The organism is Streptomyces sp. HmicA12 (genome assembly GCF_000373565.1).
In the GTDB taxonomy this organism is placed as follows: Bacteria; Actinomycetota; Actinomycetes; order Streptomycetales; family Streptomycetaceae; genus Streptomyces.
The window spans coordinates 126,657-143,901 of record NZ_KB891806.1 but is presented as its reverse complement, the minus strand read 5'-3'; the positions used below and the strand labels follow the sequence as shown (position 1 = coordinate 143,901).

Sequence of the window (17,245 nt, the reverse complement as noted above, 5' to 3'; positions counted from 1 at the left end):
AGTGGAAAAACCTTTTGACCTGCGAAAACGCGGATTATGGGGTGATTTCCGTGTGGCGCTCGCCTCCCACGTGTGTGGTGGGGCGGGCGCCGTCGATGGGATGCGTTGTGCAGCAACCGTGCTGAGCTGCGGTTTTCGGTTCGGCTTCGACGTGGTGCCGTTGTGATCATCCCACGGCGCTCCCACGTCTCCCTCGTGTGACACGCCGCACATTATCTCGGATTGTGTGACTGTGTCGGGTGTCGTCGGGTGGACGTTCCGGCAGGGCCGGGACGGCGGCGACGTCCCGGCCCTACTGCCCTTGCCCTTGCCCTTGTCGTCCCCAGGGCGCTGCCGATCGTGATGCTGTGCGCGTTCGGATGTCGGCGCTTGCGCAACGGCCTCACGGCAGGGTTCTGCACGTGATCGGCTGGTGGGGACCGGGACTGCCTACTCCAGGGCCTGTGCCGGGTCGACCGGAATCTCGGGTGCCGTCTCCTCGGCGCGCTTCTCGGCGCCCAGCTTCCGCGCCGCGGTGTTGCAGCAGCGGTTGTACTGACTCTGCCAGTCCGTCATGAACGCGTCGTAGTCGGACTGGCCGATGAACTGCAGGTCCGACTCGTCGTTGTGCCAGATGCCGTTGCTCGTCCAGTTTGAGGAGCCGACGAACACGATTCTGGTGTCGGACGCACTCGCGTAACCTCCGCTGACCAGCATGTATTTGTCGTGTGTGTAATGCAGGGCGTTGCCGTTCGCGTCGGTGCCGCGGGTGGTGTCGTGCACGTCGATGTTCGGCTGGTCCTTCAGGTAGTCCTGCACGCTGTCATCAACCATGCCGGCGGTGAAGAGTATGTGGATCTTGACGCCAGTTCCTGCCAGACTGACGAGCTTCTTCGGCAGCTCCAGGTAGTTCCGGTCGCCCGGTTCACCGTGAGAGGTCCACTCGAACATGGCGAGGTTGATCGTGGCGGGCGCCTTGACGTTGTTCAGGAAGTCGACCCAGGTGTCGCTTCTGTCGCGTGCCTTGGGCCACTGGTAGGAGGCTGGGTACAGTTTTCGGGCGGCCAGGCCGCTGTCGGAGTTGTAGTAGTCGGGCACCAGCGGGCCCGGGCCGCCCAGTGCCCCCTTGGACATGGCTGTGAAGTAGCGGAGATAGGAGTTGTACAGGTCGACGTTGCCCTTGACGGTGGCGGCACTGTTCCATGCCGTGTTGGCCTGGGCGGAGGTGGGGTTGGCGCTGCTGACCGTCACCGTCCTGTTCGCGTCGCTCCCGCCGCTGAGCATGTAGTACTTCGCGTGCAGGGCGGAGCCGGAGAAGTGGGTCAGGCAGCCGCCCGGGCACAGCGCGGCGAAGCTTTCGGCTTGTGGGTCGTTGCCCAGTTCGGCGACCATCGACTGCCATACGGCGTTGTCGCTGTGGGAGTCCATCAGTGCCTTGACGATGACACCGCGCTGGTGTGCGGCGATCAGGGCGGCTGCGAAGTCCGGGCCCGGCTGCGTGTTGCCTATCGAGTACATGGCGACGCGTATGGTCTGCCCGCAACCAGCGCTGTTGATGGACGCGATGATGGGTCCCATGATGTTCATCTGGGCGTCGGGGTCCTCGGGGTCGCTGAACTGCGGGCCCGGTGTTGAGGTGAACGTCCGAGACTCGCAGCTGAGCGGAGACTCGGCCTGCTTGACGGCCGCCTGCGCGGTGGTCGGGGTCAGCGCGGTGAGGGCCAGCGCGGTGATCAATGTGAGTGTTCGCTTCATGAGAGTGCCTTTCGTTGGGGTGTTGGCGATGGCAAGTCGGGGTGTTGCGGTGCTGGCCGACCGATGACGTCAGCTTGGAACCAGCCCGGAGCCCTGAACGCTGAACGCTTCCCAGCGGCTGGCGAACGGGAATTGGCTCTCCAGGAAGTCGCGGAGGGTGCCCGCCACGCGCTCCAGCTCAGGGGCGGCGGTGTCGACGTCGTTGAGGCACAGGAAGTCGTATGTGTGACCCGGGCGGAACTCGTCGAGAGCCGCGGCCAGGTCCGCCTTGCCTACATCGATGTAGCGCAGTTTGAATGTGCCGGGCACGGCACGGCCGGTGAGATAGGCGTGGTGGTGGTGCAGTGAGGTCGCCATGGCGATGTCCGTCGTGGCGCGGAACCGAGACCGGCTCGTGCGCTGCACATGATCCGCGAACTGCTCGTCCAACTCGGCTAGCACGCGCCGGAGTTGGGGGTGGGGAGTGTGCTTGAACTTGCTGACGGTGAAGCGGCCGTGGGCGTTCAGCATCAGCTCGCGCACGTTCTTCCCCGCCGAGTTCGGTGCGGGGTCATCAGGGTGCGGGGCACTGATGCCGAGCTGGAAGGGTGAGAAGGGGAGCTTGGCGATGCCGTTGCCGTGGAAGAACTGGCCGGCTGAGGAGGGGCGGGTGAAGAAGACGTCGTCGTTGAGGTACAGGTAGTGCTCAGACAGGCCCGGTATGTGGTGCAGCTGGGTCTCTATGGCCTGGGAGTTGAAGACGGGCAGCACCGTCGGGTCGGTGAAGATGTCCTTGTGGTCGATGACCTGGAGCCCGACCGCTTCCGTGTCGAGCCAGGCGGGTGTCTGGCCGTCGGTGACCAGGTAGATGTTCCGCACGAACGGGGCGTACATCTCCACTGAGCGCAGGGAGTACTTGAGCTCGTCGCGACTGGTGTAGCGCGAGGCACCGGATTCGCGGGAGTGGATTCGCGGGACCGCCGCTTCGGCGCGGAAGGAGTTTCGGCGGGCCGCGAGATCAGGGTCGTCACCGTCGACCCAGGTGTAGACGAGGTCGATGGGGAAGTCGACGGTGTCGATGCGGGGACGGACGAAGCTCTCGTGGGTGGGGTGGTCGCGGCCTTCGACAGTCTGGACGGCAGCGGTGCACGCGTCGGCGGGTATCACGTCGGAGACCGCGTTGGGACGGGGGGCCACCAGAGCGTCGGCGAGCACGGCGGGCGGAGCCTGCGTACGCAGGGTGTCCATGCGGGCAGCTCCGCGTTCACTGTCGTCGAGCAGGGTCTGACCGTAATTCCAGAACTCGACGTCGCAGCCGTAGGTGAGGTCGGCGAGGATCTGTCCGGCGGGACCGAGCAGGATCTCTCCGAAGCGGATCACGTCCTGGCGTTTGAGGGCGGTGGGCAGGGAGCCGTCGGCGTAGAGCACGGCCTCTGCGGGCAGGGGCTCGCTGCTGGGTCTGAGGGCGTAGAGGGGGCTCGACCCGTGTGTGGCGCGCAGGGTGTCCAGCAGTTTCTTGCGGTCGACGCGGCGCAGGGCGACGACGTGGCGGGTGCGGGAGCGGCCGGGGACGAGGAAGTACTCGACCCCGGCCTGCTCCAGGGCGTCGGCGACAAGGGTGAGGTTGCGGGCACTGGCACCGGCGGCGGTGAACTGACTCACGACGCGGCCGTAGTAGGTGCGGTCCTCGAAGGTGACCGTGCGCACTGCGGAGTCCGAGTCCAGCATCGCGCGCCGCCGGGCCTCGATCCTTTCCGCATGCTTGCGGGCCACCTCTGCGGCCTGTGCCGCCTCGGCCTGCGCGGCTTGTTCCTCGCGGGCGCGTGTGCGCCCAGGCAGCAGTTGGTCGGCGAGGCGGTGGAGGGGGGAGGGCACGTGGGGTTTCCTGTCTGGGGTGCCGACCTGGTAGGGACTTCGACCCGTCGAGCCGGCGTGAGTGGGGGCACCTGCTGATCAGGTCGCTTGACCGCCAGTCAGATGCACGTGTGCTGTGAGGGCAGACGTGAGGTCTGATCCAGGCGAGGGCCTTCTCGGGCATGCCCGGGGATATCCGGCCGGGCGCCGCTGAGGGCGCTGCTCCCGGCGGCAGTCTCGACGGTGACTCCGTCTGTGAGCACGGATATGAAGTCGCCGTCGGAGATCAGGTGCACGGGGGTGACGTCGGCGCCGGGGGCGCGATCCTCGACGACGTTGCCCTTCCCGGTGTCCCAGCAACTCGCGTGCAGCGAGGCGTCGGTGTCTGCGGGGGAGGGGAAACAACCGGCGAGAACGGTGGCGTCGTTGTCACGGAACTTGCGCTGCTTGTCGGTGCTGGTGTCGTGATTTCCGTCGGTCCGCGCCCGGTAGGGCGAGGTGACCGGGGACAGGGCACGACTCCTCTGGCGCGATCGGTGGGCGGCCCCGTTGGCGGCGAGCGCCGTCGCGATCCGGCCACCGGCCGAGGAGCCGACGCGCTGCGGATCGAGGTCGAGCTTGGCAACGTTGTCCCTGGTGCAGTCGATGGCGGAGATCACGTCGGTGCGCCGGGCAGGCCAGGAGTCATCGAAATTCAGCCGAGAGCCGACGGAGAAGACGGCATCGACCTGGTCGGCGAAGTGGCGCGACCAGGTCGTCCACGCGGAGTTTTCGCACCAGGATCCGCAGTACAGAAAGTTGATTCCCGGCTGGCTGGAGTTCGATCTATTCCAGTCGGTGTCGATTTTCCGTCGAGTGTGCGTGCCGTATGAATACGTCGCCTCGCTGCGGACTGCAGCGGCGCTGGAGTGTGCGTCAAGGAATAGCAAACTGACGACAAGTGCCGCACGCGCAGGCAGGCACACCCGTAGGCGCTTCACTGGTTTTCCGTTTCCGTCCCGGCTCGACGGCGGGCGACGTGCAGGATGTATCGGTTCGCACCATTACGAACCCTTCGGCACGCCTCTGACGTGCCGAGATTTCGAACAGCCTGCGTGTTCCTGGTGAGGGAACTATGAAGGGCGGGCCAATGGCCAGTCAAGTGCAAACAAGCAAACTTGTCCGACTTGTCCGCGATTTGATTTAAAGGGGGCGATCCGGTTCTTTGTGGGAGTTGGGTATAATTCTTAAGCGCAAATAGGGTATGAGTTTGACATGGGAGCCGTGGGGGTCGATAACTTTACGTCCGTTTGATTGCCTGCGGCGGGAGATTCGGAAAGTTTCCGGATGCATGCATCAAGATTGGGCAACAACGACATACCGAGGGGTGGGGTGGATGACTCATGCGTAGAAGCATGAGCGCGGCCGGTCTGGCCGCGATAGTGGCCACGGTTTTGGCGACGGCCGGGGGGCTGGTTTCGCTGCAGCAGCCTGCGGCTGCTGCAGCGACGTGCACAGGCGGTACGTCGACCGATTTCAACGGTGATGGTGTGACCGACACGATCATCGCGGACCCGAATGCCACCGTGAACGGTGCCGTGCGCGCCGGCCTTGTGCGTGTGGTGCTCGGCGGCGGCAAGGGTGTCTTCGAGATCTCGCAGGCAACCGCAGGGATGAACGCGGAGCCGGAGCGAGGTGACCAGTTCGGAGCGTCCCGGGCTACGTTCGACGCAGACGGCGACGGATGCGCGGACCTGGTGGTCGGCGCGCCGTACGAGGACGTCACCAAGGACGGCACGGACCTGCACGATGCCGGTGCCGTCTACGTGATCCACGGTATGCCGACCGGGATCGGCGCGGGGTCGAAGATCGACAGCTACACCCAGGCTCAGTTCGACCCGAGCACGGTCACCGAGGAGTACGACCGATTCGGGTTCGCGCTGGCATCGGGCACGACCTCGGGCGGTTCCCCCTACCTGGTGATCGGTGCGCCCGGCGAGAACGTCACCAGCGGCGGCAAGGACTACGCGGACGCCGGCTGCATCCACTACATGCAGGGCACGACGAAGTACACGGTCAACGAGGACGACACCGGAGTACCGGGCGTCGTGGAAGCGCATGATCGCTTCGGCTACTCGCTGGCAGGAACGAACCGCTACTTCGCGGTGGGTGCCCCCGGCGAGACCATCGGCGACGACGCGGTCTTCGCCGGCGCGGTCACCGTCTTCAACCACACGATCACCGGTGGCGTTCCCACCGGCCTGGTCGGCCTCGACCAGGGCGCTTCAAGCGAGGGACTGGCTGGCGTCGCGGAAGCCAACGACCAGTTCGGCACCTCGATCGACATGACGAACTACCGCCCCAGCGACCAGACCTACAACTCGGATGCGCTCCTTGCCGTCGGTGCCCCCGGGGAGGCCATCGGTTCGGCCGCCGGGGCGGGCACGGCAACAGTCGTCCGCATTCAGCCGTCCGGTGCGTACACCGAGGTCGCACCCATCGACGCGGACAAGGCCGACGTTGAAGGCACCGCCACGGAAGGTGACTTCTTCGGGCAACGGGTGGCGATCACCAACACGGACACTTCAGTCGTCAGCAGTGATGCCACCATCCGGCTGGCCGTGGGCGTACCGGGCCGTGATGTAGGCAGCGCCAAGGACGCGGGGGCGCTGCACATCTTCCGCCCCCTGGACACCGCGATCGGCGCCAACGACAAGATCATCAGTCGCGCTGCGAGCGGCAGCGTCCTGCCTGGTACGGCGACGGCGCGCGACTACACCGGCATCAGCCTGACGTCGGGCAGCGCCAACCTCTATGTCGGCGTGCCGTACAGCAAGGAGTCCGCCACCTCGAAGGGTGTCCTGTACGTGATCCCGTGGACCGACATCAACGGCACCACCAGCACCGGGACGACGACCTTCAAGCCGGGCGCGGGCGGAATCCCTGACGCCGGTGCCTCCTTCGGCGTGGTCGGGTGACGGGCACCATGGCCAGAGAGAAGCAGAACACTGTGAACCACCGTCCCGCACGCGGCACTCGGGGTAGACGACGGGCCGTCGTGATCGCCGCGACGCTGACCGCACTTTTGGCGTCCGGCCTGGGCGCGCTGCCCAGCATCGGAGGCGACGCCCCGGCCGCGGCCGCCGCGGACAAGGACACGTCGCTGACGGCGGCGGGCAGCGGCGATGCGCAGGCCAAGGCGGCCAAAGCTGGCAAGAAGGTCGAAGTGCTGGCCCTGCGTGACGAGCGCAGCACCACCACGGCCAACCCGGACGGCACTTTCACCACCATCGAATACGTCCAGCCCATCCGTACCCGCAAGGACGGCAAGTGGCAGGACATCGACACCACGCTCGTCAAGCAGGCCAACGGCACCTACGCGCCGAAGGCCGCGCTGACGGCCATGGCGTTCTCCGGGGGCGGGGACGAGACCTTCGCCCAGTTGGAGAAGGACGGGCGGTCGCTGTCCCTGGGCTGGCAGGCCAAGCTTCCCAAGCCGAAGATCGACGGCTCCACGGCCACGTACGCCAACGTCCTCGACGGCGTCGACCTGAAGATCACCGCCAGCGCCGAGGGATTCTCCCACGTCCTGGTGGTCAAGAACGCGAAGGCCGCGGCCAACCCGGACCTTGCCAAGCTCCAGCTCCCCGTGGACACCGACTCCGTCACGCTGAGGAAGACGGCGAGTGGTGGACTTGAGGCCAAGGACAAGACGAGCGGCGGCACCGTGTTCGAGGCGCCGCAGCCGATGATGTGGGACTCCAGCCGCGGCACGGCACCGGACGGCGACGCATCGGCCAGCCCGTCGCCGACGGCGACCGCCTCGGCCACGGCCGGCACGGACGAGGGCGACACAGTCACCCCGCCGGACGGCGCCCAAGTCGCCGACGTGGCATTGGACGCCTCCGCGGACAGCGTGACCCTCACCCCCGACACGGATCTGCTCCAGGGCAAGGACACCGTCTACCCGGTCTACATCGACCCGGTCTACAAGACGGCGAACCGCACTAGTTGGACGATGGTGTCCTCGTACTGGTCCGGCAATTCCTACTGGAAGTTCGACGACCACGAAGGCGTGGGGCACTGCCCCTCCGACGTCTCGTACACGTGTGCCGACCCCAGCGACGTGAAGCGCCAGTTCTTCGCGCTTCCGACCGGCTCGTTCGAGGACAAGGACATCGTCGCTGCCGAGTTCGCGGTCACGATGGTGCACACCTACAGCACCTCCGCGCGTTCGGTGGAGCTCGGCCGGGTCAACTCCTCCGGCGCCAGCGCCATCAACTCCGGTACGACCTGGAAGAACCAGCCTTCGCTGAAGGACGCGATCACGTCGCAGTCGCCCACCAACCCGGCGGGCTCGTGCACGTCCACGAACCAGAACGTGCGCTTCAACGTGAAGAGCACCGTGCAGAAGGCCGCCGACAGTGGCTGGGACACCACGACGTTCCGGCTCAAGGCGGGCAGCGAGAGCGACACGTCCTACTGGAAGCGGTTCTGCGGCAACGCCCACCTCGAAGTCACCTACAACCGTCCGCCGTTGCAGCCGGGCATGGACGACCTGACGATGGCCCCGGGCGGTGTGTGCGAGTACGGAAACGCCGCCGAGCACTATGTCGCCGAGGCGCCGAAGCTGACCGCCGTCATCAAGGACCTCGACCACGGCGACACGGGCAGCAACACCGAGACTCTGCAGGCCCAGTTCCACGTGTGGTGGACCTCCGGCAGCACAACCGTCGACAAGTACACGCTATCGAAGAAGATCACCACGAGGGACGCCACATCCAGCGGCCAGACCGGACAGGCGACGTTCAACTACACGGCGGGCACGAACTCGGCGGACGACCCGAACGACGCGGCCTACACCATTCCGCAGAACGCCACCATCGGCTGGGCGGTACGGGGCAGCGACGGCACCTCATGGGGGCCGTGGTCGACGACCGGTGACGCCACACGCTGCGAGTTCATCTACGACTCCACCGCCCCCAAGGCCCCGGTGATCGCCTCTAGCGCATACCCGAATGACGACGTGGCGCATGCGGGCGTGGGGGACTACGGCAGCTTCACCTTCGACTCGCCGTCCGCAGACGTGGCGTCCTACAAGTACCGGTTCAAGGGCGACAGCACCTGGACGAGTGTGAAAGCGGAGTCCACCGGTGGTCCGGCCACCGTGCGCTGGATGCCGCCGGACGAGGGCACGATGTACGTGGAGGCGAAGGCGGTGGACGGCGCGGGCAACGCGGAGCCGACGCGCAATGCGTACACCTTCCTGGTCAGCGACGGCCGGGCCCCGGCGGCCGGCTGGACGCTCGGTGACGCGAAGGGCTCCACTGCGGCGGTTGGTACGTCCGGTTCGCCGAACGCGACGCCCGGCTCCGGCGTGGCCTTCGGCAACGAGGGCCCGCTGGGACCGACCGACACGGCCGCGACGCTCGACGGTTCAAGCGGCGCCTACCTCGACGCGGGCAAGGCGGCGGTCGACACCAGCAAGACGTTCTCGGTGAGCGCCTGGGTGAACCTGCCCGAGAGGCCCACCGACGACGTGACCATCGTGAGCCAGGACGGCACCGGAGCGCCCGGCTTCGACCTCGGCTACGACGTGGACACTCAGTCCTGGACGTTCCGTACGCCCATGAACGACATGGAAGGCATGGGCACGTGGAAGGTGTCCGGCGCGACTGCTGTCCCTGGCAGCTGGATGCACCTCATCGGCGTCTACGACGACGAGCTCGGCACGCTGAGCCTCTTCGTCAATGGCGATCTGTTGGAGGAAGACGTCCAGAAGCGCCGCACGACGTGGAACGCGACCGGGCCGCTGCAGATCGGACGCAAGCTGTCACTGGACGGCTACACCAGCAACTTCAAGGGCAGCATCGCCGACGTCAAGGTCTACGACCGAGTCGTTCCCGAGGCTGAAGGCGAGGAGCTGGGCGGCATCTCCGCGAGTCAGCTCGCCTACTGGCAGGTCGACTCCGCGACCGGCGGCGTCGCCCCGGAGGACACTGGCGGAACCGGTCTGACGCTGGGAGGCGGCGCCTCCATCTATCTGCCGGACGACTCGTGCGACCCGGCGGAAGACCCGGATTGCGTGCCGCCTGCCGAACCGCTATCGGGCGATGGCCACTTGTCTCTCAACGGCACCGACGCCTACGCGACCCGGGCTGCAGGCCTGTTGGCCAAGGAGGACAGTTTCACCCTCACCGCGCGGGCCAGGCTCGCCACCGCCGGATCGACGAAGGACCAGACGGTTCTGTCCCTGGCGGGTGCGAACGGCAGCGCGGCCACGGTGAAGTACCTGGCATCGGCTGATCGCTGGCAGCTGACGACCACCGACAAGGACGCCACCACGGCGGTCTCCTCGGCTGTGAACGCCGAGGGCGTACTGCCCAGCAGCGAGGGCGACGGCGACCACCTGGCTCTCGTCTACTCGGCGGTCTTCGGCGACGTACTCCTGTATGTGAACGGAACGCTCGCCGCGCAAGCTCCCTGGGACAACGCGTGGGACTTCACCACCGCGTCGCTCCAGGTCGGACGGACCCTCTCCGGCTCCACCGGGTCCGCCTACTTCGATGGCGCCGTCGACGAACTGCGCGTGTATCGCGGTGCGTTGGACGCGAGCATGGTGCCCACGGTGGCCGTGCTCCCGGCAGGCGCAAGCATCGAGGAAACCGTCACCTGACAGAAGTGACACCAGGCGGGTGTCCAGCGACCAGGCCATAAGGCCGGTCGCAGGACACCCGCCCCTCTTCGTGATGCCTGATTCCAGGTCTCTGTCATGTCAACAGTCCATTTCTCCCTACGGAGTTGTGATGCAATCGCCCTTCCGGTCACGGTGGCGAATACCGGCGCGGAGCACTGTGCTCGGCGTTGGTATCGCCCTGGCCGTCGGCTTGTTGCCGCAGTACGCCCCCACGGCTGCGGCCAAGGACGGCGGTCTGGCCAGACCTGCAACCCAGAAGAACCTCGACGATCCGGTCGACGGCAAGAACATCAAGGCCAAGAAGTACGGCAAGACGGATCTGGCCGCCAGAGCGGCGGTGAAGTCTGCCGACGACGTGAAGTGGCCCAAGGCCGCAACCGACGACATCACCTTGGCTCCTGCTGCGAAGGCCAAGAAGACGGCCGCTCAGGCTGACGGGCTACCGGTCGAGGTGGCCGCCACCGGCGAGACCAGCCCCGGGTCGGTGCGCGTGGCCATGCTGGACCGCAAGAAGTCCAAGGCCGCCGGCATCGACGGGCCGCTGATGACGCTGTCCCGTACGGACAGCGAGGACAAGTCCGCGCCCGTACAACTGGCTCTGGATTACGCAGCCTTCGCGAGCTCCTACGGCGGTGGCTACGGCTCGCGGCTGCGCCTGGTCCAGTACCCGGCGTGTGTGCTGACGACGCCGCAGAAGAAGGCGTGTGCCACGCCGAAGCCGCTGGCCAGCAGCAACGACACGACCAAGCAGACGCTGACGGCCAAGGTGACCGCGGCCGCTGACACGTCCGGTACCAGCACCCAGCTGGGCAGCGCGGACTCGGCGTCCAACGACGCCGCCTCAGTGACGGTCCTCGCCGCGACGGCAGGCTCCTCCGGCGACCAGGGTGACTTCGCGGCCACGCCGCTGAAGGCTTCCTCGAAATGGAGCGTGTCCAACGCCTCGGGCGCCTTCAACTGGTCCTACCCGATCACCGGCCCGCCGGTGCCCGGTGGTCTCGCACCCGACGTATCGCTTGGCTACAGCTCCCAGTCCATCGATGGCCAGACTGCAACCACCAACAACCAGGGCTCGTGGATCGGCCAGGGCTTCAGCTACGAGCCCGGCTACATCGAGCGCCGCTACAAGCCGTGTGCCGACGACGGACACGACGACACGTACGGCGACCAGTGCTGGGGTGGCGACAACGCCACCATCTCGCTGAGCGGTGGCACCTCCGGCGAGTTGGTCAAGGACGACACTACCGGCGAGTGGCGCATCAGTTCCGATGACTTCTCCAAGGTCGAGAAGCTCACCGGCGCCACGAACGGCGACAACAACGGCGAGTACTGGAAGGTCACCACCAAGGACGGCACCCAGTACTTCTTCGGCCAGAACCGCCTGTCGGGCTACGCGTCCGGCGACGAGGAGACGGACTCCGCCTGGACCGTCCCGGTATACGGCGACGACTCCGGTGAGCCCTGCTACGACGCAACCTTCGCGAACGCGGCTTGCACGCAGGCGTGGCGCTGGAACCTCGACTACGTCGTGGACCCGCAGGGCAACGCCATGTCGTATTTCTACGGCAAGGAGACCAACTACTACACCCAGGGCCTGAAGACCGACGAGAACGGCAAGTCGTACGTCCGCGGCGGTTACCTCAAGCGCATCGACTACGGCCAGCGCGACGGCAAGGTCTACGACACCAAGCCCGCCGCCCGTGTCGCCTTCACCACCTCCGAACGCTGTATCGGCGACCTGACCGACTGCTCCGCCTCCGCGCTGACGGACTCGACGGCGGCCGACTGGCCGGACGTCCCGTGGGACAGCAACTGCAAGGTCGACACCAAGTGCGCCGGTCAGAACTCGCCCACGTTCTGGACCCGCAAGCAGCTCGACAAGATCACCACACAGATCCGCACCGGCGACTCCACCTACGAGGACGTCGACGCCTGGACCCTGGGCCACGTCTTCACCGACAACGGTGACGGCTCCAAGTCCCTGTGGCTGAACTCGATCGACCACACGGGCAAGGTCGGCACCGACACGAACGTGCCCTCGGTGAAGCTGTACGGCAAGCAACTGGCCAATCGCGTTGACGTCGCAGGGGACAACATTCAGCCGTTCATCCGCTTCCGCATGTCGGCGGTGGAGAGCGAGTCCGGCAGTGTGATGTCCGTCAACTACGCGGACAAGCAGTGCACTTCGTCGAACCTGCCCACCCCGGGCAAGTCGACCGTGCGCTGTTACCCGGTCAAGTGGAACCCTCCGGGCGAAGAGGACCCGATCACGGACTGGTTCCACAAGTACGTCGTCTCCTCCGTCGTGGAGCAGGATCTGGTGACGGGCAGCCCCGACCAGGTCACCTCGTACACCTACCTCGGTGATGCGGGCTGGCGGAAGGCCAAGGCCGACGGCTTCACCAAGTCCGAGTACCTGACCTGGAGCGACTGGCGCGGCTACGGCAAGGTCCGCGTCGAGACCTCCGACGGCACCGAGAACGCCTCCAATACCAAGACCGAACACGTCTTCTTCCAGGGCCTGGACGGTGACACCGACCCCGACGGCGGCACCAAGGCGTCGACGGTGAAGGACTCCACGGGCGCCAGCTACACCGACTCCGACTGGAAGTCCGGCATCGAGCTGGAGACCACGACGTACGACGGGGACAAGGTCGTCTCCAAGTCGATCAACACGCCGTGGACCAAGGTCACCGCCACGCACGCTGAGGACTGGGGCACCCGCTACGCCCGGTTCGGCGGGATCGAGCGGACCGACAACTACGAGGCGCTCGCCGCCGGCGGCTGGCGTCAGACGGCCTCAGTCACCACCTACGACGACACCACTGGACGCGTCACCCAGGTCAACGACCTCGGTGAACTCGACGTCGCCGACAACCAGTGCACCCGCACCGAGTACGCCGACAACGCCTCCAAGCACCTGTACGCGTTCACCGCACGGGTGGAAGTGGTCAGCGTCGACTGTGCCACCACGCCGGACCGCACCAAGCAGGTCCTCTCCGACGACGTGACGCTGTACGACGACACCACGACCGTCGGCGCTGCCCCCACCCTGGGCAACGCGACCACCGTCAAGCGGCTCGCCTCGCACAACGGTGTGACCGGCACCTACCAGACGGTGTCCACGACGAAGTACGACGAGTACGGCCGTCCGCTCAAGGTTACGGACGCGCTCGGCACGCCGAAGACGATCGCCTACACCGACACCTACGGTCTGGCGACCGGCAAGACCGAGACGAACGCGCTCGGCTGGATCACCAAGACCGAGTACGCCCCCGAGTGGGGTGCCACGGCGGCCCAGGTGGACGTCAATGGCAAGCGCACCGACTTGGCCTACGACGGCCTGGGCCGCCTGACCTCGGTCTGGCTCCCCGACCGCCCGAAGGCGTCGAGCTTCTCCGCGTCGCTCAAGTACACGTACGGCATCCGCACCACCGGACCCAACTACGTCAAGACGGAGCGGATCGAGAACGGCGGAACCACGTACGGCAGCGAGTACACGCTGTACGACGGCCTGCTCAGGCCCCGCCAGGTCCAGACGGAAGGCCTGGACGGCAGCCGTCTGATCGCCGACACCTACTACGACGGCTCCGGCCGCACGGTCAAGACGAACGACACGTACTCGACGACCGGAGCCCCCAGCTCCACGCTCTTCGAGCCGCTGAACGCGGACATCGACGCGCAAACCGTCACCGAGTACGACGGCGACAGCCGCACCAAGGCCACCATCTTCAAGGTCGCCGGCCAGGAGAAAAACCGCACCACGTACACCTACGGCGGCGACCGCGTCCACATGGACCCGCCGACCGGGCAGACCCCGACCACCACGATCACGGACGCCCGTGACCAGACGGTCGAACTGCGCCAGTACAAGGGCGACACCCCGCTGCCCCTGGGCACCGCGTCCGACTACGTCTCCACGAAGTACGGCCACACGCCCGACGGCCAGCTCAACAAGGTCACCGACAACGACGGCAACACCTGGACGTACGCCTACGACCAGCGCGGCCGCAAGACTCAGGCCGTCGACCCGGACACCGGAACGACAACGTTCGGCTACGACGACCTGGACCGCCAGACATCGGTCACCGACGCCCGCAAGAACACCACGACCACGGTCTACGACCAGCTCAGCCGGGTGAAGTCGACCTGGCAGGGCGCAGCGGACACCGGGACGAAGCTGTCGGTGTCGACGTACGACACGGTCGCCAAGGGCGAGTTGTATGGCACCTACACCTACAAGAACGGCGCCGTCTACTCGTCGGTGACCTATCCGGTCCTGGACGAGAAGAATGACTACAAGCCGACCTCGACCAAGTACCTGCTGTCCAAGACGGCGGAGCCGGAGCTCGGCGGCACATACGAGTTCAACACGCAGTACAACGACGACGGCACGGTACAGGGGACCAACTTCCCTGCGGCGGGCGGCCTTGAGGCCGAGGCCGTCTCCTACCAGTACGACGATCTGCAGCGTCCGACAGCCCTGAACACCTCGCTCGGCGGCGGCACCTACGTCTCCGACACGTCCTACTCGCCCACGAGCCAGCTCGAACAACTGGAGCTGTCCACAGGCGATTCGGGTGCGAAGAAGACGTGGCTGACCTACTCCTACGAGCAAGGCACGAAGCAGCTCACCAACGCCCGCGTCGATGTCGAGGGCGCCACTTCGGTCGCGTACGACGCCGACTACACGTACGACGACGGCGGCAACGTCACCTCCATCGTCGACAACCCCACGGGCGGCACCCGTGACGTGCAGTGCTTCCGCTACGACAGCCTGCGCCGCATGACCGCGGACTGGACGTCCTCGCAGACCCCCGATGGCGCTGTCGGTACCGGTGGCACGGACGCGGCCTGCAAGCCGGATGCCTCTTCGACCACGGTCGGTGGCGCGTCCCCGTACTGGAACGCCTACACGTACGACAACACCGGCAACCGTAAGACGGAGACCAACCACGGCATCAACGGTGGCGCGACCTCGACCAAGTCGTACACCTACGGCGAGAACGGCGACGGCCCGCACCAGCTGACCACGGCGGTCACCGACACCACGGCCACCAGCACCACGCCGGCCGTCAAGTCCCAGAACACCTACACCTACGACGACGCGGGCAACACCGAAACCCGTGTCCTGGGCGGAGACACCCAGAGCCTCACCTGGGACAAGAACAACGACCTCACCAAGGTCACCAACGCCGACGGCAGCGAATCGTCGTACACCTACGACGCGAGCGGCTCCCGCCTCCTGCGCACGTCAGCGTCGGAGAAGACGTTCTACCTGCCCGGCATGGAACTGAGTCTCGACACCTCCACCAAGGCGGTCACGGCCAAGCGGTACTACTCACTGGGCGACCAGACGGTGGCAGTCCGCGACTCCAAGGGCGTCACGTTCCTGGCGGGCGACCATCACGGCACGTCGCAGCTCGCCATCAACGCTGCTACCGGCGAAACCCAGCGCCGCCGCCTCGACCCGTTCGGCAACGGCCGTGATGACAACTCCGCCGACAGCTCGGACTGGGTGGACGACAAGGGCTTCGTCGGTGGCACAAACGACACCACATCGGGCCTGGTGACCCTGGGCGCCCGTGAATACGACGCATCGACCGGCCGCTTCATCTCGGCCGACCCGATCGTCGACTACACGGACCCGCAACAGATCAACGGGTACGCCTACAGCAACAACAACCCGGTCACCCTCTCCGACCCCGACGGTCTCAAGCCCGACGACTGCATCAGCGTCGGTGTCCAGTGCAATCTGAACGACAAGGGCGGCTGGGACGTCAAGGTCACCAAGACCTACTACACGTACTACGGCGTCCAGGCACCGAAGGAATCCACGGCCAGCTACAAGGCCCGCCAGGAACAGGCCAAGGCGGACGCGGCCAAGCAGCGCGCGATCGCCATCGCCAAGGAACTCGGCAAGATCATCGCCGATGAACTCGGCATCACTGATGCGCTGGACTGCTTCACCACGGGCTCCCTGGGCGCCTGTGGCGCCACGGCGGGCAACATCGTCATGTCGCTGATCGGCGGCGGACCGGTCACCAAGCTGATCGGAAAGTACTGGTACCGCGTCAACAAGGCGTACGCCCTGGGTAAGCGGATTGTGAACCTGGGCAAGCGGCTGTGGGGGGCGTTCAAGGATTGGAACAAGAGCCGGAAGCTCGCGAAGGCGTGCAACAGCTTCGTGCCCGGCACCTTGGTCTTGATGGCCGACGGCAGTACAAAACGCATCGAGGACGTCGACATCGGCGACAAGGTGCTGGCCACCGATCCCAAGACCGGCGAGACCAAAGCCGAGACAGTCACGGCCGAGATCAAGGGGCAGGGCCTCAAGCACCTCGTCAAGGTCACCGTTGACACCGACGGGAAGAAGGGCAACAAGACCGCATCGATCACGGCCACCGACGGGCACCCCTTCTGGGTCCCTGAGCTCGGGAAATGGATCGACGCGACCGAGCTGAAGACCGGTGAGTGGCTGCGCACCAGCACGGGGACTCGCGTTCAGATCAGGGCGATTGAACGATGGACGGCCCAGAACGCCACCGTTCACAACCTCACCGTCGCCAGTGAGCACACGTACTATGTGGAGGCCGGGGGCACCCCGGTATTGGTTCACAACACTAAGTACGGCACTCCTGGGGAACTTTGCACGGTCCGGCCCGGCTTCACGCCAACGGAAGGGCGCGGCGGAGGGCCTGGGACGCGAGCTGGAAAGAAATTCACGCCCGCCGGCAAAGATGAGGTTATTCAGCGCAATGCGCTGGGGCAGGAAGATGGGATCGCGAGATGCGTGAACCCAAACTGTAATGTCGAACTCGTCTACCCAGCGAAGTCGCAGACTGGTGTGACGCCTCCTACCAATGAGGCGCAAGTGGATCACATAGAACATGAAGCCGGTGGTGGTTCGGGTGATCCATCAAACGGTCAAGCGACGTGCCGCGTTTGCAACAGGGATAAAAGCGACGGTCCGCAACCGTGGTGAGCTTGCGCCTGGCTTGC

General features: G+C 66.1%; 6 protein-coding genes. 3 read left to right on the top strand and 3 right to left on the bottom strand.

Features of this window, described 5'->3' with window-relative positions:
* Positions 1-429 precede the first annotated feature (429 nt).
* The 3 genes from B072_RS0115985 to B072_RS48185 form a co-directional block, all read right to left on the bottom strand.
* Complete coding sequence (locus B072_RS0115985) at positions 430-1,734, bottom strand: phospholipase D-like domain-containing protein (RefSeq protein ID WP_026245887.1); 1,305 nt, start codon at positions 1,732-1,734, stop codon at positions 430-432.
* Positions 1,735-1,803: 69 nt separating this feature from the next.
* The gene (locus B072_RS0115980; RefSeq protein WP_018530969.1) at positions 1,804-3,588 is read right to left on the bottom strand and encodes a stealth family protein; all 1,785 of its coding nucleotides are present in this window, start codon (positions 3,586-3,588) and stop codon (positions 1,804-1,806) included.
* Positions 3,589-3,686: 98 nt separating this feature from the next.
* Entirely contained in the window at positions 3,687-4,547 is an 861-nt protein-coding gene (locus B072_RS48185; protein ID WP_158689196.1) for an alpha/beta hydrolase fold domain-containing protein, read from the bottom strand.
* Between the two features lie 414 nt (positions 4,548-4,961).
* Here B072_RS48185 and B072_RS0115970 point away from each other — a divergent pair, with 414 nt between their 5' ends.
* From B072_RS0115970 to B072_RS0115960, 3 genes are all read left to right on the top strand, one after another.
* A complete protein-coding gene (locus B072_RS0115970) occupies positions 4,962-6,524 on the top strand; it encodes a VCBS repeat-containing protein (protein ID WP_086020357.1) in 1,563 nt (520 codons plus the stop codon).
* 80 nt (positions 6,525-6,604) lie between these two features.
* Positions 6,605-10,222: a LamG-like jellyroll fold domain-containing protein gene (locus B072_RS0115965; protein ID WP_018530966.1), complete on the top strand. Its 3,618-nt coding sequence runs from the start codon at positions 6,605-6,607 to the stop codon at positions 10,220-10,222.
* 178 nt (positions 10,223-10,400) lie between these two features.
* Complete coding sequence (locus tag B072_RS0115960) at positions 10,401-17,228, top strand: polymorphic toxin-type HINT domain-containing protein (protein WP_018530965.1); 6,828 nt, start codon at positions 10,401-10,403, stop codon at positions 17,226-17,228.
* Positions 17,229-17,245 lie beyond the last annotated feature (17 nt).

Excerpts from the sequence above, each read along its gene's own strand:
- B072_RS0115985 (WP_026245887.1), bottom strand. The coding sequence starts at position 1,734 with ATGAAGCGAACACTCACATTGATCACCGCGCTGGCCCTCACCGCGCTG.
- B072_RS0115970 (WP_086020357.1), top strand. The coding sequence starts at position 4,962 with ATGAGCGCGGCCGGTCTGGCCGCGATAGTGGCCACGGTTTTGGCGACG.